This window comes from Nordella sp. HKS 07, from assembly GCF_011046735.1.
In the GTDB taxonomy this organism is placed as follows: domain Bacteria; phylum Pseudomonadota; class Alphaproteobacteria; order Rhizobiales; family Aestuariivirgaceae; genus Taklimakanibacter.
Genome location: NZ_CP049258.1, coordinates 2,374,037 through 2,396,862, shown reverse-complemented (window position 1 = coordinate 2,396,862; position 22,826 = coordinate 2,374,037). Strand labels below are relative to the sequence as shown.

The 22,826-nt window shown below is 62.7% G+C and carries 27 protein-coding genes; 13 read left to right on the top strand and 14 right to left on the bottom strand.

Annotated features, from left to right (window positions below; all coding sequences use genetic code 11):
- Nucleotides 1-3: 3 nt before the first annotated feature.
- Together G5V57_RS11210 and G5V57_RS11205 are read left to right on the top strand one after the other, a co-directional pair.
- Nucleotides 4-1,476 carry an amidase gene (locus tag G5V57_RS11210; protein ID WP_165167574.1) on the top strand — a complete coding sequence of 491 codons (1,473 nt, stop codon included), beginning with the start codon at nt 4-6 and terminating at the stop codon, nt 1,474-1,476.
- 183 nt (nt 1,477-1,659) lie between these two features.
- On the top strand, nt 1,660-2,079 hold the full coding sequence (locus G5V57_RS11205) for an endonuclease domain-containing protein (protein WP_246737592.1): 420 nt from the start codon (nt 1,660-1,662) through the stop codon (nt 2,077-2,079).
- Here G5V57_RS11205 and G5V57_RS11200 read toward each other — a convergent pair.
- Nucleotides 2,064-2,843, bottom strand: coding sequence for an SDR family NAD(P)-dependent oxidoreductase (locus tag G5V57_RS11200; protein WP_165167573.1), 780 nt, complete (start codon nt 2,841-2,843; stop codon nt 2,064-2,066). The two genes, G5V57_RS11205 and G5V57_RS11200, sit on opposite strands and share 16 nt — an antisense overlap.
- Nucleotides 2,844-3,082: 239 nt before the next feature.
- Here G5V57_RS11200 and G5V57_RS11195 point away from each other — a divergent pair, with 239 nt between their 5' ends.
- The 3 genes from G5V57_RS11195 to G5V57_RS11185 all read left to right on the top strand — a co-directional run bounded on the left by G5V57_RS11195 (nt 3,083) and on the right by G5V57_RS11185 (nt 6,401).
- Nucleotides 3,083-4,462, top strand: a complete 1,380-nt coding sequence (locus tag G5V57_RS11195) for an ABC transporter substrate-binding protein (protein ID WP_165167572.1) — start codon at nt 3,083-3,085, stop codon at nt 4,460-4,462.
- A gap of 102 nt (nt 4,463-4,564) precedes the next feature.
- Entirely contained in the window at nt 4,565-5,524 is a 960-nt protein-coding gene (locus G5V57_RS11190) for a carbohydrate ABC transporter permease (protein ID WP_165167571.1), read from the top strand.
- A 4-nt stretch (nt 5,525-5,528) separates the two neighbouring features.
- The gene (locus tag G5V57_RS11185; protein ID WP_165167570.1) at nt 5,529-6,401 is read left to right on the top strand and encodes a carbohydrate ABC transporter permease; all 873 of its coding nucleotides are present in this window, start codon (nt 5,529-5,531) and stop codon (nt 6,399-6,401) included.
- Nucleotides 6,402-6,463: 62 nt separating this feature from the next.
- Here G5V57_RS11185 and G5V57_RS11180 read toward each other — a convergent pair whose 3' ends face one another.
- Nucleotides 6,464-7,033, bottom strand: coding sequence for a DUF899 family protein (locus G5V57_RS11180; protein WP_165167569.1), 570 nt, complete (start codon nt 7,031-7,033; stop codon nt 6,464-6,466).
- Between the two features lie 32 nt (nt 7,034-7,065).
- Complete coding sequence (locus G5V57_RS11175) at nt 7,066-7,479, bottom strand: helix-turn-helix transcriptional regulator (RefSeq protein WP_165167568.1); 414 nt, start codon at nt 7,477-7,479, stop codon at nt 7,066-7,068.
- 139 nt (nt 7,480-7,618) lie between these two features.
- Between G5V57_RS11175 and G5V57_RS11170 the strand changes: the two genes are divergently transcribed.
- Together G5V57_RS11170 and G5V57_RS11165 are read left to right on the top strand one after the other, a co-directional pair.
- Complete coding sequence (locus G5V57_RS11170; protein ID WP_165167567.1) at nt 7,619-8,755, top strand: GTP-binding protein; 1,137 nt, start codon at nt 7,619-7,621, stop codon at nt 8,753-8,755.
- 15 nt (nt 8,756-8,770) lie between these two features.
- Nucleotides 8,771-9,118: a Spx/MgsR family RNA polymerase-binding regulatory protein gene (locus tag G5V57_RS11165; RefSeq protein ID WP_165167566.1), complete on the top strand. Its 348-nt coding sequence runs from the start codon at nt 8,771-8,773 to the stop codon at nt 9,116-9,118.
- Nucleotides 9,119-9,173: 55 nt separating this feature from the next.
- Here G5V57_RS11165 and G5V57_RS11160 read toward each other — a convergent pair whose 3' ends face one another.
- Together G5V57_RS11160 and G5V57_RS11155 are read right to left on the bottom strand one after the other, a co-directional pair.
- Nucleotides 9,174-10,052, bottom strand: a complete 879-nt coding sequence (locus tag G5V57_RS11160; protein ID WP_165167565.1) for a dimethylarginine dimethylaminohydrolase family protein — start codon at nt 10,050-10,052, stop codon at nt 9,174-9,176.
- Nucleotides 10,049-10,273, bottom strand: coding sequence for a sulfurtransferase TusA family protein (locus tag G5V57_RS11155; RefSeq protein ID WP_165167564.1), 225 nt, complete (start codon nt 10,271-10,273; stop codon nt 10,049-10,051). Before G5V57_RS11155 ends, G5V57_RS11160 begins: the two co-directional genes overlap by 4 nt.
- A 63-nt stretch (nt 10,274-10,336) precedes the next feature.
- Between G5V57_RS11155 and G5V57_RS11150 the strand changes: the two genes are divergently transcribed.
- The 6 genes from G5V57_RS11150 to G5V57_RS11125 all read left to right on the top strand — a co-directional run bounded on the left by G5V57_RS11150 (nt 10,337) and on the right by G5V57_RS11125 (nt 17,089).
- Nucleotides 10,337-10,924 carry an MOSC domain-containing protein gene (locus G5V57_RS11150; RefSeq protein WP_165167563.1) on the top strand — a complete coding sequence of 196 codons (588 nt, stop codon included), beginning with the start codon at nt 10,337-10,339 and terminating at the stop codon, nt 10,922-10,924.
- Nucleotides 10,921-11,529, top strand: coding sequence for a molybdenum cofactor guanylyltransferase MobA (mobA, locus tag G5V57_RS11145; RefSeq protein ID WP_165167562.1), 609 nt, complete (start codon nt 10,921-10,923; stop codon nt 11,527-11,529). The genes G5V57_RS11150 and mobA overlap by 4 nt, the downstream gene beginning before the upstream one ends.
- Nucleotides 11,526-12,035 carry a molybdopterin-guanine dinucleotide biosynthesis protein B gene (gene mobB, locus G5V57_RS11140; protein WP_165167561.1) on the top strand — a complete coding sequence of 170 codons (510 nt, stop codon included), beginning with the start codon at nt 11,526-11,528 and terminating at the stop codon, nt 12,033-12,035. Before mobA ends, mobB begins: the two co-directional genes overlap by 4 nt.
- Nucleotides 12,032-12,565, top strand: coding sequence for a DUF924 family protein (locus G5V57_RS11135; RefSeq protein ID WP_165167560.1), 534 nt, complete (start codon nt 12,032-12,034; stop codon nt 12,563-12,565). The genes mobB and G5V57_RS11135 overlap by 4 nt, the downstream gene beginning before the upstream one ends.
- Nucleotides 12,566-12,798: 233 nt before the next feature.
- The gene (locus G5V57_RS11130; RefSeq protein WP_165167559.1) at nt 12,799-14,313 is read left to right on the top strand and encodes an ATP-binding cassette domain-containing protein; all 1,515 of its coding nucleotides are present in this window, start codon (nt 12,799-12,801) and stop codon (nt 14,311-14,313) included.
- Between the two features lie 214 nt (nt 14,314-14,527).
- The gene (locus G5V57_RS11125) at nt 14,528-17,089 is read left to right on the top strand and encodes an FAD-dependent oxidoreductase (RefSeq protein WP_165167558.1); all 2,562 of its coding nucleotides are present in this window, start codon (nt 14,528-14,530) and stop codon (nt 17,087-17,089) included.
- A 19-nt stretch (nt 17,090-17,108) separates the two neighbouring features.
- On the opposite strand, the gene G5V57_RS11120 is transcribed toward G5V57_RS11125, so the two are convergent.
- The 9 genes from G5V57_RS11120 to hisB form a co-directional block, all read right to left on the bottom strand.
- On the bottom strand, nt 17,109-17,738 hold the full coding sequence (locus G5V57_RS11120; protein ID WP_165167557.1) for a LysE family translocator: 630 nt from the start codon (nt 17,736-17,738) through the stop codon (nt 17,109-17,111).
- A 155-nt stretch (nt 17,739-17,893) separates the two neighbouring features.
- Nucleotides 17,894-18,844 (bottom strand): type I pantothenate kinase, encoded by a 951-nt coding sequence (gene coaA / locus G5V57_RS11115; RefSeq protein WP_165167556.1) that lies wholly within the window; start codon nt 18,842-18,844, stop codon nt 17,894-17,896.
- 5 nt (nt 18,845-18,849) lie between these two features.
- Nucleotides 18,850-19,191 carry a phosphoribosyl-ATP diphosphatase gene (locus G5V57_RS11110; RefSeq protein ID WP_206530245.1) on the bottom strand — a complete coding sequence of 114 codons (342 nt, stop codon included), beginning with the start codon at nt 19,189-19,191 and terminating at the stop codon, nt 18,850-18,852.
- The gene (locus G5V57_RS11105; RefSeq protein WP_165167555.1) at nt 19,188-19,331 is read right to left on the bottom strand and encodes a hypothetical protein; all 144 of its coding nucleotides are present in this window, start codon (nt 19,329-19,331) and stop codon (nt 19,188-19,190) included. Before G5V57_RS11105 ends, G5V57_RS11110 begins: the two co-directional genes overlap by 4 nt.
- Nucleotides 19,328-20,089, bottom strand: coding sequence for an imidazole glycerol phosphate synthase subunit HisF (gene hisF / locus G5V57_RS11100; protein WP_165167554.1), 762 nt, complete (start codon nt 20,087-20,089; stop codon nt 19,328-19,330). Before hisF ends, G5V57_RS11105 begins: the two co-directional genes overlap by 4 nt.
- Complete coding sequence (hisA, locus tag G5V57_RS11095; RefSeq protein ID WP_165167553.1) at nt 20,089-20,820, bottom strand: 1-(5-phosphoribosyl)-5-[(5-phosphoribosylamino)methylideneamino]imidazole-4-carboxamide isomerase; 732 nt, start codon at nt 20,818-20,820, stop codon at nt 20,089-20,091. Before hisA ends, hisF begins: the two co-directional genes overlap by 1 nt.
- Nucleotides 20,817-21,467: an imidazole glycerol phosphate synthase subunit HisH gene (hisH, locus tag G5V57_RS11090; protein WP_165167552.1), complete on the bottom strand. Its 651-nt coding sequence runs from the start codon at nt 21,465-21,467 to the stop codon at nt 20,817-20,819. The genes hisA and hisH overlap by 4 nt, the downstream gene beginning before the upstream one ends.
- Nucleotides 21,464-21,940, bottom strand: a complete 477-nt coding sequence (locus G5V57_RS11085; protein WP_165167551.1) for a DUF2628 domain-containing protein — start codon at nt 21,938-21,940, stop codon at nt 21,464-21,466. Before G5V57_RS11085 ends, hisH begins: the two co-directional genes overlap by 4 nt.
- Nucleotides 21,940-22,533, bottom strand: coding sequence for an imidazoleglycerol-phosphate dehydratase HisB (gene hisB, locus G5V57_RS11080; RefSeq protein ID WP_165167550.1), 594 nt, complete (start codon nt 22,531-22,533; stop codon nt 21,940-21,942). Before hisB ends, G5V57_RS11085 begins: the two co-directional genes overlap by 1 nt.
- Nucleotides 22,534-22,826: the final 293 nt, after the last annotated feature.

Here is a 22,826-nt window from a genome sequence, read left to right as displayed (position 1 = left end):
CCCATGAGCGAGGATCTTGCAATAACCGAATCGGCGGCGAGCCTGGCGAAGCGAATCCGCGCCAAGCAGATATCGCCCGTTGAAGTGGTGGACGCCGCCATCAAGCGCATCGAAACGCACAATCCGAAGATCAATGCGCTCGTCATCTTCGGCTATGAAGACGCGCGCAAGGCCGCCAAGGCGGCGGAAGCAGCCCTCATGCGCGGCGACGCGGTCGGTCCCCTCCATGGCGTGCCGATCGCCATGAAGGACTGCTTCGACTTCAAGCCCGGCTGGGTCACCACTTTCGGCGGCATACGGGCGCTCAAGAATTACGTCGTCAACACCTCCTGCATGTTCACCGAGCGGATGGAGAAGGCCGGCGCCGTCATGGTCGGCAAGACCAACAGCCCGGTCTTCGGCTTCCGCGGAACCTGCGACAACTATCTCTTCGGCGCCTCGAAGAACCCCTTCGATCTGTCGAAGAATACCGGCGGCTCGTCGGGTGGTGCTGCAGGTGCGGTGGCGGCGGGCCTCCTGCCTCTGTGCGAAGGCACCGATGGCGGCGGCTCCATCCGCATCCCGGCCTCCTGGTGTGGCGTCTTCGGCTACAAGCCGGCTTTCGGGCGCGTGCCGCTGGTGACGCGGCCCGATGCCTTTGGCGGAAACATCCCCTTCATCTTCGAAGGCCCGATCACCCGCACCGTCGAGGACAGCGCGCTGGCGATGAGCGCGCTGCAGGGCTACGATTCGCGCGATCCCTATTGCCTCGAAGGCACGGTCGATTTCATGGGCGCGCTCAAGCGCTCGATCGCCGGCAAGAAGATCGCCTATACGCGCGACTACGGCATCTTCCCGGTCGACCGGCGCGTCGTCGCCGTGGTCGACAAGGCGGTCCAGGCTTTCGAAGAGGCGGGCGCCCATGTCGAGGAGGTGAAGATCGACATCCCGCATTCGCACCGGACTTTAAGCGACATGTGGTGCCGGCTCATCGCGCCCAAGCAGGTGGCGGCATTGGAAGGCTTCAAGCGCGAAGGCATCGATCTCAAGCGCGACCATCACGGCGACTTCCCGCCGGAATTCTGGCACTGGGACGAGATCGGCCGCCGGCTGACGGTACCAGAGCATATAGAAGACGAGATCATGCGCTCCGACGTCTTCGACGCGCTGCGCAAGGTGCTCGACCGTTACGACTATCTGGTGTCGCCGACGCTTTCCTGCCTCGCCGTCGACAATGCGTCGGACGGCAATACGGTAGGGCCGAAGGAAGTCGAAGGCGAGGAGATCAACCGGCTGATCGGCTGGTGCATGACCTTCCTCATCAATTTCATCGGCTATCCGGCGGCGACAGTCCCGGCGGGCCTCGCGTCAAACGGCCTGCCGGTTGGCCTGCAGATCGTCGGCCGGCGCTATGCCGATGAAGACGTCTTCGCCGCCAGCGCCACCTTCGAGCGTCTGCGTCCGTGGATGGACACGTACAAGCAGTGCAAGTTGTAGGGGACTGTCCCCACCCGGCGCTGCGCGCCACCCTCCCCGTTAAGAACGGGTAGGGAGAAGATATGTACGATCCTCTCTCCTCGCGCGAAGCGTGGGGAGGGTGGCGAGCGAAGCGAGCCGGGTGGGGTCTTTCCACGTTCCAGTTCCCGGACTAGCGTTAATAAGGTTCAGCCGGGACGGCCCATGGACAATCGTATCGCGTTTGCTCGATCGCTGCGAAAGGCGATGACACCCGAGGAAGTGAAGCTCTGGGTCAGGCTCAGGACGTGGCGCGGCAAGGGCTATCACTTTCGCCGGCAAGCGCCGATCGATGGCTATGTTCTCGACTTCGTGTGCAAGTCGCACAAGCCGATCGTGGAGGTCGATGGCAGCCAGCATGGCGAAGATCGCGGCCGCGCCCGTGATGAAAAGCGGGACGCGCACTTTCGCGCTAAAGGCTACCGCGCTTATGGAATGCCGACGTCAATCAGGATCCCGATGCAGCGGCCGACACGGTCTGGGCGTTTCTGCAAGGGGAAAACCCCTTCGCTTAGTTGCCCCACCCGGCGCTGCGCGCCACCCTCCCCGTTCCGGGGAGGGAGCAACGGTCACCACAGCGTGTAGCCGCCGTCGATCACGAAGCTGGCGCCGGTGACGTAGCTCGAGGCATCGGAGGCGAGATAGACGGCGAGCGGGCCGATCTCCTCGGGCTCGCCGGTGCGACCCATCGGCACGGCGCGCACGAAGGTCGCGATGACCTCGGGGTGTGTCTTCGACCAGGCGAGATTGGGCTCGGTCATGAACAGGCCGGGGCAGATGGCGTTGACGGTGACGCCGCGCGGCGCCCAGTCGGCTGCGGTGGCGCGGGTGAAGTGGATCACCGCCGCCTTGGTCGTCTCGTAATGCCGCCCGCCAATGCCGCGATTGGCGATCATGCCGCTGATCGAGGCGATGTTGATGACACGGCCCTTGCCACGCTTGAGCATCTCTGCACCGATCATCTTGGTGCAGATGAAGCAATGCGTCAGGTTGAGATCGACGCCCTTCTGCCAATCGGCGAGCGAAGTCTCCTCGATCTTCGAGGCGAGATTGCGTCCGCCGACATTATTGACCAGAATGTCGACGGGGCCCGCCTCGGCCAGCACACGGCGGCAAATATCCTCGCAGATAGCGGAATCGGCGATGTCGCCCTGAAATGTCCAAACCTGCCGGTCCCGCGCGCGAACCTCCTCGGCGGTCTTCGCCAAGGCGGCCGGATCGCGCCCGTTCAGGATGACATCGGCGCCCGCTTCCGCCGCCGCCAGCGCGATCGCCCGCCCGAATCCACGGCTACCGCCGGTAATGAAGAGACGCTTTCCATCCAGGCGGAAACGATCGAGCACATTCATGGACGAATCCTCGTTGAGATGTCTTGGCACCTTTAATTTATCTGATAATCTAGGGCTTCCGACCTGTCGAGACCTCTTCAAGAGGAGGACACCGAACACGTGCAGACAAGTCTCCTTCGCCCAGCCTGGAACCAGGGTTCAGCGAAGGCAGCTATTGCGGGTACGGAGAATCTCGCTGACCATCGCGTTTGCCAAATAAAACGACAGCCCTGAAGGGCTGAATCATCCGGGAGAAAACAATGAAGATACGCAAGGAAGAGGAATATATTTTACAGGACGCGCTCGTCCGGCAGCTGCGGCAGGGCCGCATCGACCGGCGCGAATTCCTGACGCGCAGCCTAGTCGCGGGGCTCGGCCTCGCCGGCATCGGTGCCGCCGCCAAAGGCGGCATCGGTGCGGCGCGCGCGCAGAACCGTCCGCTGACCCCCACCTTCTATCAATGGATCGAGGATCTTCACCCGAGCATTCCAAAGGTGAACGAGAAATTCCCCGGCCTCAACTATCAGATCGCGCCGGTCGAAGGCTTCGGCATCGAGCGCTTCGTGGCCGAAGCCAAGAACAAGGAAAGCACCTGGGACGTCTATGTCGGCCAGACACCTTTCGTCGAAATGTCGGCGATGAAGGAAGCCGGCGTCATCGAGCCGTGGGACGACTATATTCCGAAAGAGGTGATCGACGACATGATCCCCTCGATCCGGGCCGAGAACACGATCGACGGCAAGCTCTATGGCTGGCCGTTCTTCCTCGACGTGATCGGCAATTCCTGGCATTCGGGCCTCACCACCAAGGCCGGCCTGCCGGATCAAGCACCCGCCACCTGGGATGATCATCTGGCCAACGCCAAGAAGATCATGGACTCGGGAGCGGCTCCCTTCGGCGCCACTTTCGACTCGCATGGCTGGCGCTCGCTGGCGCCGATGGCGCACAGCATGAACCCCGATGTCTACACCTCCGAAGGCCTGTTCGACTTCACCAGCGAGCCGTCGGTCGAGGCGTTGAAGTTGATGAAGGCCATCATGGCGGTGTCGCATCCCGACATCCTGCTCGAAGGCGCCTCCGATGGCGGCGTTAACGGCACGCCGGACGAAGTGGCCTTCGCCGCCCAGCGCGTCGGCTACTTCACCAAGTACTTCAATGCGCCGTTGCGCATGGCCCAGAACTGGGACGACCAGAAGGCCCTGCATCTCGGGCCGCTGCCGAAATTCGCCAATGGCGCAGGTTCGACGGTGTTCTGGACCACCGGCAGCGCCTTGTTCAAATACGGACAGAACAAGGAGAAGGCGGCCGAATACATCAAGGCGCTCACCTATGATCCGCAGATCTGGAAGGACTCGATCGCCGGCACCGAGACCAGCCATCCCGGCCAGCTGCCGCCCTACAAGTCGATCTATGCGGAATGGGAAACCAACAAGCCCGACTGGATGCCGGACTTCGTGGCGCTGGTGCGTGGCCAGCTCGACAAGGCCAAGGCCATCAACAACCACATTTTCGGCTTGCAGCAGTTCGTGATCGGCAAGCCGATCTGGGAAACCTACCTCAAGGGCGAGGAAGCCGATCCCAAGGTTGCGCTGCAGAAAGTCGTCGACGCCGTGCAGGCCGAAATGAAGCGCGGCAAGTAACCAGGGGCGCGGGAACCGGTGTTTCGGGCCCGGTTCCCGTTTGCTTTAGCGAGCGTCTGTGCGCTCTTGTGAAGAGCGGCGCATCCAGCAAAGCTTGGAATAATGGTTGAGACGACCGCCTCCGATCGAATAAGCTTGGCGCCCCAGAGCCGTCTGGGCGAGCGCCTGACGAGCTTGCGCCATGCATCGAGTGCCTGGTGGTTCCTGCTGCCGGCCGTGATCTTCTTCGTCGGCTATCAAGTCTATCCGATCTTCCGCGTCCTGTGGATCAGCTTCACCAACTATGAGTTCCTTTCCAGCGATCCGGCTGAGTTCGTCGGCTTCGCCAACTACGTCGCCGCGGCCAAGGATCCCCTAATGTGGGCGAGCCTGTGGCGCGCCACGCTCTTCACGCTAATGTTCCTGCCCGGAACGATCATCCTGCCTTTGCTGCTCGCCATACTCATCGACAAGGTGACCAATCCGAAGCTCGCCACTTTCTATCGCGTGGTGCTGCTCATTCCGGCGGTGATCCCGAGCACGCTCGTCTTCGTGCTGTGGAAATGGATGTATAATTACCAGGTCGGGCCGATCAACCACTTCCTGGTCGACACGCTCGGCCTCTTCACCTTGCAGAACGCGCCGCAATGGCTGGGCGGCACGCCGCTGACGCTACCCGCCATCGCCGTCATGGAATGGTGGTGGGGGCTCGGCTATCATACCATTTTCTTCCTCGCCGGCCTCGCCGCGATCCCCAAGGACCTGCCGGAAGCAGCGCGCATCGACGGGGCGAGCGAATGGAAGATCTTCTGGCACATCACGCGTCCGGCACTGGCGCCGATCATGATGATCCTCATCGTGCTACGCTTCGGCAGCGCCATGGCGGTGATCGACGAATATCTGATCTTCGGCGGCTTCAACCGTGACACGCCGACCTATACCTGGACCATCTTCATGTATGACCAGGCGTTCAAGCTCGGCCTGTGGCGGCAAGGCTTCGCCGCGGCGATCGGCATGATCGGGGCCATGGGCATGATGGTGGTGATGGTTATCCTGATCCGGCTCTTCAGGCCGAAGGGATAGGATCATGACCGACATCACCGTCACCGCCAAACCTGAGCAGAGCTGGTTCGCCCAGAACAAGGCGTCGCTTATCCGCCACGGGGTCATCAATTTCTTCATGCTGATCATCCTGGCGCCGCTCGCCTGGGTGCTGATGATGTCGATCAAATCGCGCCCCGATGCGATGCGCGGCGATTTCTGGCCACGCAAATTCGACTTCGGCCACTATGCCTATGTGTTCGAGAAGATCGATACGCTGCCGGTCAATCTGTGGAACAGCATCTATGTCACCGCCGGCACAACCTTTTTCACCAGCGTTTTTGCGATTCTTGCCGGCTATGCGCTGGTGCATATGCGGCCCAAGGGCGGCGGGTTCGTCGTCGCAGCACTTCTCGTCTCGCTCTATTTCCCGACCCGCGTGGTGTCGATCATCAGCGTCTACGAAATCCAGAGCTTCCTGGGCCTCATCAACAGCACCAGCGGGCTCATCCTGCCCTATATCACGCTCAACCTGGCGATCAGCATCCTCATCATGCGCAGCGTCTTCCAGCTGGTGCCGCATGAGGTGGTCGAGGCGGCAAAGGTCGACGGGGCCGGTCCGGTGCGCACCTTGTGGGAGATCGTGCTGCCGATGGCGCGCAATGGTCTCGTCGTGGTCTTCATCGTCAATTTCGTTACCGCCTGGGGCGAGTTCCTTTTGTGCTCGACGCTCACCAACGACCAGACGGCGCGCACCATGCCGGTGGTGCTGGCGGGCGCGCAAGGCGGGCTTGGCCAGTGGTCATGGCCCAATCTCGCCGCCGTCTATATGATCGTGGTGCTACCCGGCATCATTGCCTTCACCTTCGCCCAGAAGCTCTTCTTCAAGGGCCTGATGGAAGGCGTGGTGAAAGGGTAGACCCCACCCGGCGCTACGCGCCACCCTCCCCGTTAAGGACGGGGAGGGAGAAGCCGCCAATCTCACGAATAGCTGAAGCGCGGGCGCCAGTCGCCGGGCCCGCCGGGCAACAGATCGAAGAGGTGCCAGGCGGCGCAGTAGTCGTCGAAGGGACCAAGGCCGGCATTGGAGACGCGGACTACCCCATCACCCTCGCGCCGGAAGACCGAGATGCCGGGCATGCAGCCATCCTCATAATAGCCCATGTCGGCGGCGAAGCCCTTGTCCTTGAGGCTCACCATCGGGAAGCGCCAGCCGCGGCCTTGCGCGAAGTCTCGCTGTATCTCGGGCGGATCGGGGCTCGCCACGACGAAGGCGGCGCGATCGGCCAGATGCTGATAGATGCCGTTGAAGCCGTCGGCCCATAATGTGCAATAGGGACAGCTCCTACCCATATTGTGAATGACGATCAGATCGTCCTTGCCTGCAAAGAGGTCGGACAGCTTCACCGGACCGGCGAGGGTCGCGAACTCATAGTCCTTCACCGCCTGCGGTTCGGCCTCGTCCTTGAGCGCTCGCATCTTGGCGCGGATATCGGTGATCTGGCGACGATAATCGTCGAGCTTGATCGCCGCAGCCTGGTATTTCATCATCGCCTCCCGTCTTTCTTCACATTCACAAGACTTCAAGATCTGGGATCACGTTTCGCCGGTCCGCGTTTGGCGGCCTTGTGCTTCTCGATGCCATCCAGCGCGCCCGCCAGCGTGTCGAACTGTTCCTGCCAGTATTTGCTGTAGCGATTGATCCAGACAGCGGCCGAATAAATCGGCCCGATGGTCAGGCTGCAGCGGCTAATGCGGCCGGTGCGCTCCTGTGCGATGAGACCGGCGCGCACCAGGACCTGGATATGGCGCGACACCGCCTGGAGCGAGATATTGAACGGCTCCGCCAGCTGCGACACGAGCATCGGCTGGCCGTCGAGCCTCTCCAGGATGGCGCGGCGCACCGGATCCGACAGGGCGAAGAACACCTGATCGAGGGACGCCGTCTCGTTCACCGCGTCGTTCTGGGGCGCCACAGCCAGCTGGTTCGTTTTCATTCCCGGATATTATCAATACATATGTTGATAGTCAATTTATGCGTTGACGATTGAGTGGGCGCCCCCATGCGCGCGTGGTGAATCGGCCATGTTTTGCAGGGGCTGACGAAGGGCGATCAATCGCTTATATCAGCGACCCATGACTGACCTGCAGATCCTGCCCGTTTCGGTGATCACCGGCTTCCTCGGCGCCGGCAAGACCACTTTGCTCAACAGCCTGCTCAAGGACCCGATGCTCGCCCAAGCCGCGGTGATCATCAACGAGTTCGGCGAAATCGGCATCGACCATCTTCTCGTCGAACGCTCCGAGGAGAACGTCTTCGAGATGTCGTCGGGGTGCCTGTGCTGCACGATCCGCGGCGATCTCATCGACACGATGCTGAAACTGATCGCGCGGCGCGATGCCGGCGAGCTCAAGGCCTTCGACCGCATCATCATCGAGACGACCGGTCTCGCCGATCCCGCCCCGGTTCTGCATACGGTGATGAGCGAACCGGATCTCCTCAAGCGCTGCCGGCTCGAAAGCGTCATCACCGTCGTCGACGGGGCGCAGGGTGAAGCGACGCTCGATGCCCATGCGGAAGCGGTGAAACAGGTGGCCGTCGCCGACCGCCTGGTGCTGACCAAGCTCGATCTGCTCACCGGACGGGAGGGCGAAGACGCGCTCCACGCGCTGATCGCCAGGCTCCGGGCGCTCAACCCGGCGGCCCGCATCCTCACCACCCATCGCGGCGAGGCGACGGCCGCCAGGCTTCTCAATAGCGGCCTCTACAATCCTGACACCAAGTCGCTCGACGCGCGCAACTGGCTCAATGCGGAGGCCTATGAAGCGGGCGAGAAACGCCGGCGCCATCGTCATCACGGCCACCAACATCATGACCATGGCCACGATCACGAACATCATCACGACGTGTCCCGTCATGACGACCATATCCGCTCCTTCACTTTCTCGGACGAGCGCGCCATCAGCGCCGCCGGCCTCGACATGTTTCTGGGACTGCTGCAGTCCTTCCATGGCGCCAACATGCTGCGCATGAAGGGCATCGTGAAGGTCGCCGATGATCCGACGCGCCCAATCGTGCTGCATGGCGTTCAGCATATCTATCACCCGCCGGTCAGGCTTGCCGCGTGGCCCGATGGCGATGAGCGCACCCGTCTCGTCTTCATCGTGAAGGATATCGAGAAACACCTGATCGAGGATCTGTTCAAGGCGTTCACCGATCAGATCACCGGCGCCGGCGCCTTCCACACCGACAAGACTCTTTCGCTCAACTAGACCGGAGACTCACCGATGCTCAAGATGTTCGGCCTCAAGAAATGCTCGACCTGCCAGAAGGCCATGGGCTATCTCGACGAGAAGAGGAAGGCATATCACTTCAGCGACGTGAAGGAAGACGAGCTCAGCAAGGACCAGGTCGCGAAATGGTCGAAAGCCTTGGGTGGCTGGGAGAAGATGATCAACCGCGCCGGCTATACGTGGCGCGGCCTGCCTAAGGCAGAAACGGAAAACCTCACCGAGGCGAAGGCCGTGACGCTCGCCCTCAAGAATCCCTCGCTCATCCGCCGCCCGCTCATCGAGCACAAGGACGGCTCGGTCACCGTAGGCTTCTCCGAGAAGGTTCGGGGATTCATCGGATAGTTCAAACGCGTCATCCCCGGCGAAATCCGGGATGACAGAATTGGGGATTGCGGGACTATCCCCGCACCAGCGGCCTCGTCATGCAGGTCGGGCCGCCTTCGCCCTTGCGGCAGATTTCGTCGCCCTTGATGACCTCGACCTTGACACCCGCCACTTTCATGCGGCGTTCGGTCTCGGGATTGTCCGCCACCATCATGGCGTGGCGCGGTCCCAGGGCCAGGACATTGCAGCCCATCGTGTCGAATTCCCTGTCGGGCACTTCGACGAAGCCGATGCCGCGGCTTTCCAGGAACTGCACCAGGCGCACCGGCATCAGCGGCAGATAGACCACCGCCAGGTTGCGGTCGAGCGGGCTCAGGACCGACATCAGATGGAAGACGTCGCCCTTGCCCTTGTAATGCGGCAGGTCGAATTCGAGGATCTCGACATCGCGCCCGGCCAGGTTGCGCAATTGCGCGATGCCTTCGCGGTTGGTGCGGTAGCCGATGCCGGCGAGCAGCGTGTGGCGGTCGATCCAGACCAGATCGCCGCCCTCGACCGAGCCCGGCCCCTCGATCTCGCCGGCGATCGGGATGCCCAAGCTTTCCAGATGCGCGCCATTGACGGCGGCCTCGCGGCGGCGCTGCGGCTTGCCCATGAAGGGCCGCACCAGGCCGCGCGGCGTCACGATCAGCGCGTCATGCGTGTAGATCGAATCGAGGGTGAGCCCGTCGCCGTCGGGAAGCGAGATGACGTCGGCGCCGGCCGCCTCGAGAAGCCGCGTCACTTCGGCGAATTCACGGCATGCCTCGGCGAGGTCGGGCCGCGAATGATAGTTCAGCGGCTTCCATTCGGCGTCGAGCCGGGTATCGTCCCTGAAGGCCGTGGCGGGCGAGCGCACCACCACCTTCTTGAGTGAACCCCAGTTGTTGAAGGCGCCGAAATCGAAGCTCATTTGTGCCGGATCCTGAATATATGGCGGCCGTCGCTCGCCTCATGCGAAAGGAGCTCGTGGCCCTGCTCGTTGCAGAAGTGGGGAACATCTATGACGGAAGCGGGGTCGGTGGCAATGAGACGCAAAGTGTCGCCGGATTTGAGGCTGTCCAGGCGCTTGCGGGCTTTAAGCACTGGCAGCGGGCACAACAGGCCCGCCGCGTCGAGTTCATGTTCGGTCATGGCGGCCACTATAGCGAGCCTCCTCTCGACCTGCTATGCCGGTTCGCCTGACGGGAGATCTAAATGCCGCTGATGACCAAGCTTGCCACGACCGGCCGTGTCGAGGCGCTGCTCAAGAATGCCGACCGCACCTCGGGACTGGAGAAAGCCCGCAGCGACTGGCTGGCCTTGCGCTTCGACGGGATCGTGGGCGATTGCCATAGCGGGCTAACGCGCCCCGCCGATGTGCGCACCATCAAGCAATATCCGCGCGACACGCCGATCCGCAATGTGCGCCAGCTCACCTTGCTGTCGGTCGAGGAGCTCGCCGACATAGCCGCGGTCATGGAGATCCCCGAGGTGAAGCCGGAATGGGTCCGCGCCAATATGGTGACATCGGGCATTCCCGACCTGACCCTGCTGCCGCCCTCCTCGCGGCTGCAATTCCCCTCTGGCGCCACCATCGTCGTCGACATGGAGAACGAGCCCTGCCGCTATCCGGCCGATATCATCGCCCGACATAATCCGGAGCAGAAGGTCGGCTTCGTGAAGGCGGCCAAGCACAAGCGCGGCATCACCGCCTGGGTCGAGCGCGAAGGCGATGTGGCCTTGGGTGATGCGATCACTATCTGGATTCCGCCGCAGCGCCTCTATGGCGCGCCTGCCGCGTGAGCGGCAGCGGCGATATCGCCGGCTGCATCCTGGCCGGCGGACAATCGCGCCGCATGGGCGAGGACAAGGCGGGCCTGCTTCTTGGCGGCGCGGCATTGATCGACCTTGCCATCGCGCGGCTCAAGCCGCAGGTCGCGACACTCATCGTAAACCGGCATGACGAAGCGACATCGCTCGAAGTGCCAGGATACAAGGTCGTGACGGATGCCCCTGGCGACCATCAGGGGCCGCTTGCCGGCATACTGGCGGCACTCGTCTGGGCGCGGCAGAACGGGATCGAATGGGTCGCAACCGTCGCGGTCGACACGCCGTTCTTTCCGCGCGATCTGGTGCGGAAGCTCAGCCAAGCTGCGCGGGACAAGGATATGGCGGTGGCGCGTTCGGGCGCTAGGCTGCATCCGGTCTTCGGCCTGTGGAAGTCAACGCTGGCGTCGGCGCTCGCCGACTATATGAAGGACAGCCGGCGCTCGGTGCAGCACTGGGTTCTGGCGCATGAGGCCGGCATCGCCGAGTGGCCGAAAGAGCCCTATGATCCGTTCTTCAACCTCAACGAAGCGGCCGATGTGAACACTGCCCTTCGCATCCAGGCCGAGTACCGGCCATGACGCAGAAGATCATTGGCGTCGCCGGCTTCAAGAACGCCGGCAAGACCACGCTGGTCGAGAAGCTGGTGCGCGAATTGACGGGACGCGGCTATCGCGTGGCGACGGTCAAGCACGCGCATCACTCCTTCGACATCGATCATGAGGGCCGCGACAGCTTCCGCCATCGCGCCGCCGGCGCCAGCGAGGTCGCCGTCATCTCGCGCCAGCGCTGGGCCATCATCCATGAATCGCGCGGTGAGGAGGAGCCGTCCTTCGAGATGATCCTCGCCAAACTCACGCCTTGCGATCTCGTCATCGTCGAAGGCTACAAGCATGGCGACCACCTCAAGATCGAGGTGCGCAATCTGGCGCTCGATCATCCGAAGCTCGCCGGCGAGGATCCGTCCATCGTGGCGATCGCCGCCACCGGGCCGGTTCCCGACGCGCAGGTACCGGTCTTCGACCGCGATCATGTCGAGGCGCTCGCCCAGTTCATCATCGCGCGCATGGAGCTCAGTCCGAAATGACCCCAGACGACGTGATCGATTTCTGGCTCAAGGCCGGGGAAGAGCGCTGGTTCGTCAAGGACACGGCTTTCGACGGCGCGTTGTCGGTCCGCTTCAAGGAGGCGCTGGCGAAAGCGCGCGACGGCGCCTTCGATCATTGGGCTGAGACACCGCGCGGCATGCTGGCGCTGATCCTGATGCTCGACCAGTTCTCGCGCAATATCCATCGCGGCTCGCCGCTCGCCTTCGCCGCCGACAAAAAGGCCCTGGCGCTGGCCAGGCGGGCGGTATCGCATGGAGACCATCTCACAGTTCCGGCCCCGCTCGCCATGTGGCTCATCATGCCTTTCGAGCATGCCGAGGATCTCGACGCGCAACGGCGCTGCGTGGCGCTGTTCGCGGCGCGCCAGCCGGACATGGTCCATTGGGCCAAGCTCCATCTCGACATCATCGAGCGCTTCGGGCGCTTTCCGCATCGCAACGCCATCCTGGGCCGGAAATCGACGCCCGAGGAGCTGGCGTTTCTGGCGGCGGGCGGGTTTTCGGGCTGACGCCTCGCCCTTCGGCGCGGTGTTGTCAATCCGGTGCGAACTGGTCTAGATAAGCTTGGCGCTTCAAACAGGAGGGGAAGTCGATGTTACATCAGCACTTCCATTGCAGAACTCGTGGACCTGTCTTCGCCCCGCGCTCGATCTCGCGGGGCTGACCGAGGAACGCATCGCCGTCTCATCGTCAGCCTTTTTGGGCACAGTTGGTTGTGCCGCCCTGACTTGATGAGACTGCAATGTCCCTTATCTCCGCCAAAGACCTTTCTCTGATCCGTCGCGAGTCCCTTTTCAGCGGGCTCAATTTCTCCGTCGCAAAAGGCGACCGCCTCGGCCTCGTCGCGGCAAACGGGCGCGGCAAATCCTCGCTGCTTCGCATCGTGGCGGGCGAGGAAGAAGCTACGACAGGAGCCGTGACATGCATGCGCGGCCTGGTCATCGCCTTCGCATCGCAGGACGTGCCCGAACGCCTCTTATCCTTGAGCCTCCATGACACTGTGCGCGACGCGCTCGCCCCGGAAGTCGCCGAAACAGAGAGCTGGCGGATCGATATTCTGCTCGATGATCTCGAGGTGGACGAGGCCATAAGGCGTCTAATTGTTGGCAGCCTGTCCGGCGGCTGGCAGCGGACCATGCTTCTCGCAAGGGCGGCCGTGGTCGAACCCGATCTGCTTCTCCTGGACGAGCCGACCAACCATCTCGATATTGGCCGGATCGGTGTCTTGGAGCGGTTTCTTTTCGCCTTGCCGCGCGACTGCGCGGTGATCGCCGCGAGCCATGATCGCGCCTTTCTCGATGATATAACCAACCGCACCCTGTTTCTGCGCCCGGAGGACAGTGAAGATTTCTCCCTGCCCTATTCCCGCGCCCTCCAGGCACTGGAAGAGCGCGACGCGGCGCGCGATCGCCGGTATGAAAACGACATGCGCAAGGTCAGGGCGCTCAGGCAGCAAGCGGCAAAGCTCAAGAACATTGGCATCAATTCGGGCTCCGACCTCCTGGTCGTAAAGACCAAGCAGCTTTCGGAGCGGGCCGACAGGCTGGAGGAACAAGCGCGGCCGGCGCATCAGGACCGCTCGGCCGGGGCGATCCGCCTGACCAACAGCGGCACCCATGCCAAGGCGCTTGTGACAATAAATGATACGGCAATCACGACGCCGGACGGGCGGGTCCTGTTCCGCACCGGGAAGCTGTGGATCGAAAATGGCGATCGGATCGCTTTGCTCGGCGCCAACGGGACGGGCAAAACCCGACTGGTCGACAGACTGCGCGCGGCTCTTGCCAGGGAGGATCCGCATATAAGGGGTGCTGCGAGCCTCCAGCTCGGCAATTCCGATCAGGCACTGTCGCAACTCGATGCGTTTCGCACACCTTGGGATGCGGTGAAGCGGTCCAGCGACCTGACCGACCATCAGGCGAGGTCGCAACTCGCCGGAACGGGGATCAGCATCGACGCGCAGTCAGCACCGCTCGCCAGGCTTTCCGGCGGCCAGCGGGCGCGGCTGGCGATGCTGCTCCTGCGGCTGGCGCAACCCAATTTCTACCTGCTGGACGAGCCGACGAACCACCTCGATATCGAGGGGCAGGACATGCTGGAAGGCGAGTTGATCGAGCATGGCGCCGCCTGCCTTCTGGTCAGCCACGACCGGGCCTTCGTGCGCGCCGTGGCGACGCGGATCTGGGTGATTTCAGGCCGGAAGCTGCTCGAGGTCGACGACCCCGGGCCGATCTTTGCGCAACTGCTGGCCGGGTGAAGGTGTCGGAATCGGCGCGCCCCTGGTCGTTCCATCTCACGACCGTTGAACAGAGCTCACTAATGTGCCCCAATTAGAGCAAATCCCGCCAAAGTTGGAGACTTTGGCGATGAGGATTTGCTCCAACATATTGATCTGGTGCGGATCCTTTTCGGCGACGTGATTCCACGTCGCCGGGATACGCTCTAGATCGAAGGGATATCGAGGAGTCATCATGTCGGCGTTCCCCGAAAAGGCGAAAGTTGTCATCATAGGGTTAGGCGGCATCGTTGGAGCCTCGGTCGCCCATCACCTGATCGAGCGCGGCTGGGACGACATTGTCGGCATCGACAAGTCCGGCGTACCCACCGATATCGGCTCGACAGCACATGCCTCGGACTTCTGCTACACGACGAGCCACGATTATCTTTCGGTCTGGACGACGCAGTACTCCATCGACTTCTATGAAAAGATGGGACACTACGCCCGTATCGGTGGTCTGGAAGTCGCGCGTACCGGCCACGACATCTGGATGGAGGAAATCAAGCGCAAGCTCTCCTCGGCCAAGGCGTTCGGCACCAGCGCACACTATGTCTCGCCCGCCGAAATCAAGAAACTGTTTCCGCTGATCGAGGAAGATCAGGTGATGGGCGGCATGTTCGATCCCGACGCCGGCCTCGTCATTCCGCGCTCGCAGACGGTTGCCGGAAAGCTGATCGACGCGGGTGAAAAATCCGGCAAGCTGAAGGTCTTCGGCAATACGCCGGCGACCGCGCTCGTCATCGAGAAGGGCCGCATCAAGGGCGTCGTCACCCATCGCGGCACGATTTTGGCCGACCATGTCGTCGTCTGCGCCGGGATCTGGGGGCGCCTGATCGCCGCGATGGCCGGCGAGGATCTGCCGGTGATGCCGGTCGATCATCCGCTGTCCTTCTTCGGCCCCTTCAACCAGTTCGAGGGCACCGGCAAGGAAATCGGCTACCCGCTGCTGCGCGACCAGGGCAACTCCGCCTATATGCGCGACACCGGCGACCCCAAGACCGCCGAAGGCGGCCAGATCGAATGGGGATATTACGAACAGACCAATCCGCGCCTCTGCCATCCACGTGACATTCTCGAAAAACACGAGGCGCGCCTGTCACCCTCGCAGCGCGATCTCGACATGGAACAGATCCTCGAACCGCTCGAGCGCGCCATGGAGCTCACCCCCATCCTCGGTGAGCTCGGCTACAATGAAAGCCATTCCTTCAACGGCCTTCTGCAGGTGTCGGCCGCCGGCGGGCCGTCCTGCGGCGAGAGCCAGAAGGTGCGCGGCTTATGGTATTGCGTCGCCATCTGGGTCAAGGACGGCCCGGGCTACGGCAAGCTGATCGCCGACTGGATGACGGATGGCCGCACCGGGATCGATCACGCTTCAATTGACTACGCCCGTTTCTATCCGCACCAGCTCGAGGAAAAATTCATCGAGGGCCGCACCCGCGAAGCCGCCCAGAAGATCTATTATCCGGCCGTGCATACCCGCGAGCCCTATGCGACGGGCCGCAACATCAAGCGCTCGCCATTCTACGAGCGCGAGAAGGAGCTTGGCGGCTATTTCATGGAGCTCGGCGGCTGGGAGCGCGCGCATGGCTATGCCGCCAACGAGCACCTCCTGAAAAAATACGGCAACCGCGTGCCTCACCGCGAGAACGAGTGGGACAGCCGCCACTTCTGGCGCGTCTCCAACGCCGAGCATCTCGCGATGAGCGACGATTGCGGCATCGTCAATCTCTCGCATTTCCACATGGTCGACATCGAAGGGCCGGACCATGTCGAGCTTCTCGAATGGCTCTGCGCCGCCAAAATCGGCGGAGACGGCAATATCGGCAAGGGTATCTATACTCACTTCCTCGATGACGAGGGCATGGTGCGCGCCGACTTCACCGTCTTCCGCCTGGCCGACCGCTGCCGTCTGGTGAACGGCGCCGATGCAGGTCCGCGCGATTTCCATTATATGCGCCGGATCGCCGAGGATCGCGGCCTGGACGTCACGATCACCGATGTCTCAGAGAAATATGTCACCATCGGCATCTGGGGTCCGAATGCCCGCGCGACGCTGAAGAAGGCCGTTGCCGATCCGGCCGGCCTCGACCCGGAAAACTTCCCCTTCGCCGCGATCAGACAGATCGAGATCGGTGGCATGCCGGTCACCGCCTTCCGCATATCCTATGTCGGCGAGCAGGGCTGGGAACTGCATATGAAATATGAGGACGGGCTCGCCGTCTGGGACGCGTTGCGCGCAACGGGTGTCATGGCCTTTGGCGTCGAGACCTATGCGAATTCGCGGCGGATGGAGAAGAGCCTGCGCCTGCAGAATGCGGACCTCCTTACCCAGTACAATCTCATCGAGGCCGACCTTGCTCGTCCGAAGGTGAAGGAAGCGGACTTCCGCGGCAAGGCGAAGCATCTGGAATACAAAGCGCGCGCGCATCAACCGGCCATGCTCTGCACGCTGGTGATGATGGAGAACACCGACAGACAAGGCGTTGCGCGCTATCCCGTGGGCAATCTGCCGGTCATGGATCCGGAAACGGGCGACGTGCTGGTCGATGAGCTAGGCCGTCGCTCCTACACGACCTCCATCGCCTATGGCCCGACCATCGGCAAGAACATCGCGCTCGCCTACCTGCCTTGGGCCTATTGCCAGGAAGGCCGGCAGCTGAATGTCGAGTATTTTGCCGAGACCTATCCGGTCGAGGTGGCCGGCGTCGGCTACAAGCCGCTCTACGACCCGGAAAACCTGAAACCCAGGAGTTGAGCCTGCGCCCGTTGGCGGGTCAGGGCATCGTCGCCTGCAGGAATGAGGTGACGGCAAGCCAGCTCGTCCCCACATAGACGGCGGCGCTGCACCATTTCGCGATGCGGGCGAAGCGGGCACTCTGAAGACGCATCGCCGCGAGCCTGGCGACGAATAGCACGCAGGCCAGGTCGAAAGCGAGGCTGAGCAGAACATAAAGCGCGGCGAGGACGCCGAGCTGCGTCACCAAAGAATGGCTTTGCTGCACGATAGGCAGAAAGAACGCCGAATAGAAAAGCAGCGACGTGGGATTGCTGACGGTGACCGCGAGCCCATCGAAGAAAGGCCGCGACGACAGATTGCGCGTCTTTATACCGGCAGGCTCGGTCGCGATCAGCACCGTGCTGGCCGCCAGCCAGGCGAGATAGCCGGCGCTTGCCAGTGAGAACCAAGGGAAAATGCCGCCGAAGAACTGGCTCGACAACAGAAAGGACAAGCCCAGCAGGCCGACCAGCGCCGTCTCGCCGAGCCCGACGCCGAGGACGGTGCGCACACCTACCGCCTGGCCGCCGCGCAATGTGTTGCCGACGACGATGGCCATGCAAGGCCCTGGCGTCGCCAGGATGATGGTCGTAGCCACCAGGAAAGCGCCCAAGGTCTGCCAATCCATGTCGAATTCCCCATGCGCAGGTGCATTCGCTTCGGGGAAGAGACTTAAAAGTCTCTCGGACGCCTGGCTGTGCGGATTGTCACAACGAAGGGAATAGATTTTCCAGCTCTCACCGGCATTCCCCCTCTCCCGCGCGCGGGAGAAGGGGAAAGTCACTACAGCTTCCTGAGCCACACGCTGTGGATGATGTGATCGGCGCCCTTGCGCAGAATAAGATCGGCGCGCTGGCGCGTCGGCACGACATTCTCGCGCAGATTGACGAGATTGATCGTCTCCCAGATGCGGTTGGCGGTGGCACGCGCTTCCTTGTCGGTGAGCGAGGCATAGCGATGAAAGTAAGATTTGGGATCGCGGAAGGCGGTGTCGCGAAGTGAGAAGAAGCGTGCCACATACCAGTCGTGAATGACGTCCTCGGCCGCATCGAGATAGATCGAGAAGTCGAAGAAGTCGGAAATGAAAGGAATGATCTTGCCGTCACGCGGCGGCCGGCCCGTCTGCAACACATTCAGGCCCTCGACGATCAATATGTCCGGCTGATCGACGGTCACGCGCTTGTCGGGCATGACATTGTAGGTCAGATGCGAATAGACGGGGGCGGTCACATTGCGCCGGCCGGCCTTGATGTCGGAGAGGAAGCGCAACAATGTCGGCAGGTCGTAGCTTTCCGGAAAGCCCTTGCGATTCATGATGCCCTCGCGCTCGAGGATCTCATTGGGCAGGAGGAAGCCGTCGGTGGTGACGAGATCGACCTTGGGATGATTGGGCCAGCGCGCCAGGAGTCGCTGCAGGATACGCGCCGTGGTGCTCTTGCCGACCGCGACACTACCGGCCATGCCGATGACATAGGGCACCTTGGTGCCTTCGGCGTGCAGAAACTTGCCGGTAGCGCGGAACAGCTCCTGAGTGGCGGCGACATAGAGATTGAGCAGGCGCGACAGCGGCAGATAGATCGCCACGACTTCGGCCAGATCGATCCGGTCATTGAGGCCGCGCAATTCGTCGATATCGGCCTGGTCGAGCGTCATCGGCGTGTCGGCGCGCAATTTCGCCCAGGCGTTGCGCTCGAAATGGCGGTAGGGCGAAATCTCGTCGCGCAGCGAATCCATGTAATTCACACCTGCTTGCGGCCGGCCTTCTCGGCGATTCCGGATGTTCCGACGCGCTTCTCGAGCTCGCCCATCACGTCCGACAAAGGCAGGCCCGACACTTCGAGCAGCACGACCAAATGATAAAATAGATCCGCGGCCTCGAGCTTGAGATGGTCACGGTCGCCTTTGACCGCGGCGAGTGCGGCCTCGATCGCCTCCTCACCCACCTTCTTGGCGCATTTCTCGATGCCCTGGGATAGGAGCTTGGCGGTGTAGGAGATTTCGGGCGAAGCACCCTTGCGAGCGGTCACCGTGTCGGCGAGCTCGGCGAGGACGTCCAGCCGGTGGCGTAATGTGTCTGTCATGTTCCTGCCCCTTCCTGCATTCTTAACATCTCGCGCGCTTCCCGGCGAAGCGGTTTTGCTTCGCCGAGGATTCGCGCCAATTCAATATGTTGGCGCAAATCGTTGGCGCCAAAGTCTGCAACTTTGGCGGATTTGCTCATCCCAGCCGCATGGGAATTCCTCGTTCAGCCATATGGTTCTTGGCCTGGGAAATGGTGAATGTGCCGAAATGGAAGATCGAGGCGGCGAGGACCGCCGTGGCATGGCCGTCCCTTATGCCCTCGACCAGATGATCGAGCGTGCCGACGCCGCCCGAGGCGATGACCGGCACCGGCACGGCATCGGCGATGGCGCGCATCAAGGCGATGTCGAAGCCCCGGCCGGTGCCGTCGCGGTCCATCGAGGTGACGAGCAACTCGCCAGCTCCCAAGGCCACCACCTCCTCGGCAAAAGCGACCGCATCGATGCCGGTGGCATTGCGCCCGCCATGCGTGAAGATCTGCCACTGGCCCGGCGCCACCTGTTTCGCGTCGATAGCGACGACGATGCACTGGCTGCCGAACTTTTCCGCCCCCTCGCGCACGAAGCCACGGTTGTTCACGGCGGCCGTATTGATCGAGACCTTGTCGGCGCCAGCGAGCAGCAGCTTGCGGATGTCGTCGGTGGTGCGCACGCCGCCGCCGACGGTCAACGGCATGAAGCAGGCCTCGGCGGTGCGACGCACCACGTCGAAAATGATGCCCCGGTTCTCATGCGTGGCGGTGATGTCGAGGAAACACAGTTCATCGGCGCCGGCCTTGTCATAGGCCTTGGCTATCTCGACCGGATCGCCCGCATCGCGCAAATTCACGAAATTGACGCCCTTGACGACGCGACCGTCCTTCACGTCGAGACAGGGAATGATGCGGGCCTTGAGCATCACGCGGCCTCGGCAATGAGCTTCAGGGCCTCGCGCGCATCGAGGCGGCCGTCATAAAGCGCGCGACCCGATATGGCGCCTTCGAGGATGGCGCAATCGGGCTCGAGCAGGCGCCTGATGTCGGCGAGCGAAGCCAGCCCGCCCGACGCGATGACCGGAATAGCCACAGCCTTGGCGAGTGCCAGTGTCGCCTCGATATTAAGGCCCTTCAGCACGCCGTCGCGGTCAACGTCGGTGAAGATGATCGCCGCAACCCCGGCATCGGCGAAGCGGCGCGCCAGTTCGATCGCGGTAAGCTCCGATGTCTCGGCCCAGCCTTCGACCGCCACCTTGCCACCCTTGGCGTCGATGCCGACGGCGATGCGGCCGGGAAAGCGGCGGCAGGCCTCCTTCACCAGATCGGGATCGCGCAGCGCCACGGTGCCGAGGATGACCCGGCGGATGCCGCGCGCCAGCCAGGTCTCGATCTGGCCCAGGTCACGGATGCCGCCGCCCAGTTGCACCGGGATGTCGATGGCGCGGAGGATCGCCTCGACGGCAGGCGCATTCACCGGCTTGCCGGCAAAGGCGCCGTCGAGATCGACGAGATGAAGCCAGCGGAAGCCCTGCGCCGCGAAATCGCGCGCCTGGGCGGCCGGGTCGTCATTGAAGACGGTGGCCTCGGCCATGTCGCCGAGCTTGAGGCGCACGCACTGGCCGGCTTTCAGATCGATGGCGGGAAACAGGATCATGGGCGCCATCTCAGGAAATTGGCGATGAGCGCCAGACCCAGCGCCTGGCTCTTCTCGGGATGGAACTGGCTGCCGGCGATATTGTCGCGGGCGACGAAGGCGGTTACAGGCCCGCCATAATCGGCGGTGGCAATCAGCGCCGCGCCGTCGCTCGGCGCCAGATGATAGGAATGGACGAAATAGGCATGAAGTCCGGCAGCCCCGAGAGCGATACCGTCGAACAGCTGATGAGGCCTGGCCGGGTCCAGCGTGTTCCAGCCCATATGCGGGATCTTGAGGGTGGGATCTCGCGGCTCGATCACTTTCACATCGCCCCTGATCCAGCCGAAGCCCTGTGTCTCGACATGCTCGAGGCCACGATCGGCCATCAATTGCATGCCGACGCAGATGCCGAGGAAGGGCTTGCCGCGGCGAACCTCGTCGGCGAGCGTCTCCCACATGCCGGGAACGGCTTTGAGGCCGTCATGGCAATCGCGGAAGGCGCCCACCCCCGGCAGCACAATACGCTCGGCCCGGCGTACCTCTTGCGGGTCCGATGTCACGGCGATCCGGGCGGAGGAGCCGTCATCGCGGGCGGCACGCTCGAAAGCCTTGGCCGCGGAATGGAGATTGCCGGAGCCGTAATCGATGATGGCGACGAGGCTCATGTCCGGCTGAATCCCGGAAAGATGAAATCGGGCTCGGACGATTTCCAGTTGCGCGACAGGCCGGGGAGCGCCGGTGTGTCGGACGCCGGCGGCTCGGCGGCGGGGAGCGGCACACCACCTTCGCTGAAGAAGCGGTATTCCGCTTCCTCGAGATCATCGCCCTGGACCAAGCCTACTTCGTCGTAGCCGCGCCGTGCATAGGTCCAGCGCAGCAGGTCGTTACCCTGGAAGCCCAGAATGAGATTGATGGCGAGGCCGGAAATGAGCCGCACCGCATCGCCGAAACCCAAGGCTTCGGCGACGGCCCAAATCAGCAGCTGCGCCGAGACGGCGATGACGAGGACGATCCACATGCCCTTGGCCGCGAGCCAGAGCAGCGGGAAGAGCAGGGCCCACCAGCTGAAACCCTCGCGCACGAAGACGACGTCGTCGGCGCCGCGGCCCTGTTTGTTATGGGCGGTCCACCAGGCCATTATTTGCTCAGCGACCCCTTGGTCGAAGGAATGCGGTCCTTCTGGCGCGGATCGATCTCGATCGCCTCGCGAAGGCAGCGCGCCAGCGCCTTGAAGCAGCTTTCGGCGATGTGATGATTGTTGTCGCCATAGAGCGTTTCGACATGCAGCGTGATGCCGGCATTCATGGCGAAGGCCTGGAACCACTCGCGCACCAGCTCGGTGTCGAAATCGCCGATCTTCGGTCGCGAGAAATCGACCTTCCAGACAAGGAAGGGCCGGCCCGACACGTCGATGGCGGCGCGCGTCATCGCCTCGTCCATCGGCAGATGCAGGCTCGCATAGCGGCGGATGCCCTTGCGGTCGCCGAGCGCCTTGGCCACCGCCTGGCCCAGCGCGATGCCGGAATCCTCCGTCGTGTGGTGGAAATCGATATGGAGATCGCCTTTGGCGCGAAGCTTGATGTCGATCAGCGAATGGCGGGCCAACTGCTCCAACATGTGATCGAGGAAGCCGACGCCGGTCTTGACGTCATAGGCGCCGGTGCCATCGAGCACGACGCTCGCGGCGATCTCGGTTTCGGTGGTCTTGCGTTCGATGCTGGCCTTGCGCATGGCCCTCTAACCCTTTGTTGCGGCGGTCTCTTAGCAGGTGCAGCAAGCCAGCACCACCCTTTCACTGCCGCCGAGTTAACTTGGCCGTCAGGCGCAAGGCTTTTCTTCTCGGTTATCAAGGCCTACATGACGGCCAGCCGGGCCCCGCCCGGCCCTGGATCACGATCAATTCAGATCGTACCGACCTGAATTGATAAACGTGATCGGAATCTTATGTTTGGCGCGCGATCGGACGGAAAACCGGTACCCACTTTTCCTAATCACGCGCTAGGTTTGGCGACGAAAAGGACTTC

What these genes read in the sequence shown, in the direction of transcription:
- hisH (WP_165167552.1), bottom strand. Translation starts at nt 21,467, where the DNA reads ATGAGCCTCGTCGCCATCATCGATTACGGCTCCGGCAATCTCCATTCC.
- G5V57_RS11105 (WP_165167555.1), bottom strand. Translation starts at nt 19,331, where the DNA reads ATGAGCAAATCCGCCAAAGTTGCAGACTTTGGCGCCAACGATTTGCGC.
- hisF (WP_165167554.1), bottom strand. Translation starts at nt 20,089, where the DNA reads ATGCTCAAGGCCCGCATCATTCCCTGTCTCGACGTGAAGGACGGTCGC.
- G5V57_RS11150 (WP_165167563.1), top strand. Translation starts at nt 10,337, where the DNA reads ATGCCGCTGATGACCAAGCTTGCCACGACCGGCCGTGTCGAGGCGCTG.
- G5V57_RS11155 (WP_165167564.1), bottom strand. Translation starts at nt 10,273, where the DNA reads ATGACCGAACATGAACTCGACGCGGCGGGCCTGTTGTGCCCGCTGCCA.
- G5V57_RS11125 (WP_165167558.1), top strand. Translation starts at nt 14,528, where the DNA reads ATGTCGGCGTTCCCCGAAAAGGCGAAAGTTGTCATCATAGGGTTAGGC.
- coaA (WP_165167556.1), bottom strand. Translation starts at nt 18,844, where the DNA reads ATGGATTCGCTGCGCGACGAGATTTCGCCCTACCGCCATTTCGAGCGC.
- G5V57_RS11210 (WP_165167574.1), top strand. Translation starts at nt 4, where the DNA reads ATGAGCGAGGATCTTGCAATAACCGAATCGGCGGCGAGCCTGGCGAAG.
- G5V57_RS11205 (WP_246737592.1), top strand. Translation starts at nt 1,660, where the DNA reads ATGGACAATCGTATCGCGTTTGCTCGATCGCTGCGAAAGGCGATGACA.
- G5V57_RS11190 (WP_165167571.1), top strand. Translation starts at nt 4,565, where the DNA reads ATGGTTGAGACGACCGCCTCCGATCGAATAAGCTTGGCGCCCCAGAGC.
- G5V57_RS11185 (WP_165167570.1), top strand. Translation starts at nt 5,529, where the DNA reads ATGACCGACATCACCGTCACCGCCAAACCTGAGCAGAGCTGGTTCGCC.
- mobB (WP_165167561.1), top strand. Translation starts at nt 11,526, where the DNA reads ATGACGCAGAAGATCATTGGCGTCGCCGGCTTCAAGAACGCCGGCAAG.
- G5V57_RS11160 (WP_165167565.1), bottom strand. Translation starts at nt 10,052, where the DNA reads ATGAGCTTCGATTTCGGCGCCTTCAACAACTGGGGTTCACTCAAGAAG.
- G5V57_RS11135 (WP_165167560.1), top strand. Translation starts at nt 12,032, where the DNA reads ATGACCCCAGACGACGTGATCGATTTCTGGCTCAAGGCCGGGGAAGAG.
- G5V57_RS11175 (WP_165167568.1), bottom strand. Translation starts at nt 7,479, where the DNA reads ATGAAAACGAACCAGCTGGCTGTGGCGCCCCAGAACGACGCGGTGAAC.
- hisA (WP_165167553.1), bottom strand. Translation starts at nt 20,820, where the DNA reads ATGATCCTGTTTCCCGCCATCGATCTGAAAGCCGGCCAGTGCGTGCGC.
- G5V57_RS11195 (WP_165167572.1), top strand. Translation starts at nt 3,083, where the DNA reads ATGAAGATACGCAAGGAAGAGGAATATATTTTACAGGACGCGCTCGTC.
- G5V57_RS11180 (WP_165167569.1), bottom strand. Translation starts at nt 7,033, where the DNA reads ATGATGAAATACCAGGCTGCGGCGATCAAGCTCGACGATTATCGTCGC.
- G5V57_RS11120 (WP_165167557.1), bottom strand. Translation starts at nt 17,738, where the DNA reads ATGGATTGGCAGACCTTGGGCGCTTTCCTGGTGGCTACGACCATCATC.
- G5V57_RS11200 (WP_165167573.1), bottom strand. Translation starts at nt 2,843, where the DNA reads ATGAATGTGCTCGATCGTTTCCGCCTGGATGGAAAGCGTCTCTTCATT.
- G5V57_RS11170 (WP_165167567.1), top strand. Translation starts at nt 7,619, where the DNA reads ATGACTGACCTGCAGATCCTGCCCGTTTCGGTGATCACCGGCTTCCTC.
- G5V57_RS11085 (WP_165167551.1), bottom strand. Translation starts at nt 21,940, where the DNA reads ATGGCCTGGTGGACCGCCCATAACAAACAGGGCCGCGGCGCCGACGAC.
- G5V57_RS11165 (WP_165167566.1), top strand. Translation starts at nt 8,771, where the DNA reads ATGCTCAAGATGTTCGGCCTCAAGAAATGCTCGACCTGCCAGAAGGCC.
- G5V57_RS11130 (WP_165167559.1), top strand. Translation starts at nt 12,799, where the DNA reads ATGTCCCTTATCTCCGCCAAAGACCTTTCTCTGATCCGTCGCGAGTCC.
- G5V57_RS11110 (WP_206530245.1), bottom strand. Translation starts at nt 19,191, where the DNA reads ATGACAGACACATTACGCCACCGGCTGGACGTCCTCGCCGAGCTCGCC.
- hisB (WP_165167550.1), bottom strand. Translation starts at nt 22,533, where the DNA reads ATGCGCAAGGCCAGCATCGAACGCAAGACCACCGAAACCGAGATCGCC.